The sequence below is a fragment of the Candidatus Contendobacter odensis Run_B_J11 genome (assembly GCF_000531125.1).
GTDB lineage: Bacteria > Pseudomonadota > Gammaproteobacteria > Competibacterales > Competibacteraceae > Contendibacter > Contendibacter odensensis.
Genome location: NZ_CBTK010000149.1, coordinates 1 through 1,862, shown reverse-complemented (window position 1 = coordinate 1,862; position 1,862 = coordinate 1). Strand labels below are relative to the sequence as shown.

3 protein-coding genes are annotated in these 1,862 nt (G+C 51.5%); all 3 read right to left on the bottom strand.

Going from position 1 to position 1,862, the window contains the following annotated elements:
* Window positions 1–6 precede the first annotated feature (6 nt).
* Window positions 7–390 (bottom strand): MCP four helix bundle domain-containing protein, encoded by a 384-nt coding sequence (locus tag BN874_RS10755; RefSeq protein ID WP_154724866.1) that lies wholly within the window; start codon window positions 388–390, stop codon window positions 7–9.
* Window positions 391–428: 38 nt separating this feature from the next.
* Window positions 429–644 carry a hypothetical protein gene (locus BN874_RS10750; RefSeq protein WP_051497707.1) on the bottom strand — a complete coding sequence of 72 codons (216 nt, stop codon included), beginning with the start codon at window positions 642–644 and terminating at the stop codon, window positions 429–431.
* A 61-nt stretch (window positions 645–705) separates the two neighbouring features.
* Complete coding sequence (locus BN874_RS10745; RefSeq protein ID WP_034433047.1) at window positions 706–1,164, bottom strand: SgcJ/EcaC family oxidoreductase; 459 nt, start codon at window positions 1,162–1,164, stop codon at window positions 706–708.
* Window positions 1,165–1,862 lie beyond the last annotated feature (698 nt).

Sequence of the window (1,862 nt, the reverse complement as noted above, 5' to 3'; positions counted from 1 at the left end):
ATGTCTTTACGTTGCAGAGTACCACCTTATTTGCCTGTCCGAAATTTGGGGTCCATTATACTGAGTGGCTTTATCACTGTGGCTAATGACAAAATTCTTGACGGACAGCCGGACATTCAGCATCTGATCCTGGAAGACAGCAGTTCGATTGGAGGCGCGGGCCAGCCGCCGGTATTCGGTAAAGCCGTCGAATGCGCCCGTCAAACCCCAATAAGCGGTTCCCGCTACGATGATCAGCAGCACCATCACTGCGGCAAAACCGGAGTTTAGTTGGGTACGCAACTTCAAGTTCTGGAACATAATCTTTCCCCATGCAGTGGTTGCGGCGGCGGAATTTTCGACGCTGCGGTGGGAGGTGCTGCCGATTTTTCTTGCCGTCGCCAGTCCCACAGCGGAACCCGATCCCGTTCCGGTAAGGCCGTCAAGGGCTACGACGCTCGTATGGAATAGACCACGCCAGCGATGAACGCAATGATCGCGGAGAGCGGGCCGCCGGCGAACGCGGCGGTCATGACGGCTTCAGTACTCCGGTCATAGTTGTTTGATGAGAGGTACGAGATAAGGAAGTAAACGAGAAAAGCACCGACGAAGTATCCGCCGAAAGCCCAGACCAGTCCGATACCAACATGATGAAGCACACGCACGATTCTACTCTGCCGTTTCCAAATATATCCGGGCAGGGATGCGCAGAGACTCGAAAGGGATTCAGTTCTTCTCAGGCATTGCCGAAGAATGGTGGCTGGTAATCAACCATTGTTTCCCGTCCCACTTGTATGTGTAGGTGTAACGAGCTTTGACTTGAGTCCCATCGCTGAACGTAAAGGTATATAACCCGGCATCAATGGCTGTATTGCAATCGATTTCTATGCTGCGCACATCAATCTTGCCAACGGGCTTCTTCTGTAGGAAGTGCTCGAAATAATCCTCTTTTTCATCCGGGGTCAAGCGAGGTTTGTTGGAAACGGTTGGTAACAAGATCGACACCTTGGCGTAGTTGGCGACAACTTTTTTTGGATCTCCCGTTTGAAGAGAAGAATTCCATCTATCAAACAAGGAAGCGATTTCCTCCTCAGTGGCGGTGCGACAGCTTTCTGATCTTGCGAATACGTTGGGGGACGTAGCAACACTCAAAATTGCGACTACAAGGAAAAGCACTTTCTTCATCAGCTATTTCTCCTATTGTGTGTAAGAAGGTCTAACTTTTGAGTGAACCCTCAAAAAGGTGCTAAAGAAACACGGGTGTACTTTCCATCCGATTATCTCTAACCCGGTTGATTTCACGTCACTCGGCCTGATGAAATGCCCCTAAATCCGGCAGCAAACACCCACAGTTGTGGAACATCCCGCATCTCCAACATCGCCGCACTGCATCGGTTCGCAATGAACCAGATTCTCTGAGTGAAGTACATCCAGCCCTTCAACGCAAGCTCCCCGCAAAATATAGTCTTAATCCCTTCTTAATCAGGGCAAGGTGTTGAAGGGCTTAATGTGACTGTAACAGCGGGTCTCGGCACTATCCGACTCAACGGTAGTGCTTACTGGGTACTCCAGCACCCGCAGGATCGAGCCGCGCCGGACCTCGTGATCCTCGTCGTATCCCCCTCATCTCCGTATCTGACCGCACCACGCCCCCCGTACACCGACTTTTATCGTGTACACAGACCCTAGTTGTACACAAAGGAGGTCGTGAGTGATCAAAAATCCCCCAGCGGTGAGTACCACATACTATCATGTGCTACAATCCATCAAACCAAGGGGGGAGCAACCATCATGGGCAGCGTAGTGGGGTACGTGCGGGTTAGTACTCTCATGCAAGTCGAAGAGGGGCAGAGTTTGGAGGCGCAACGCGCCAAGATCGAAGC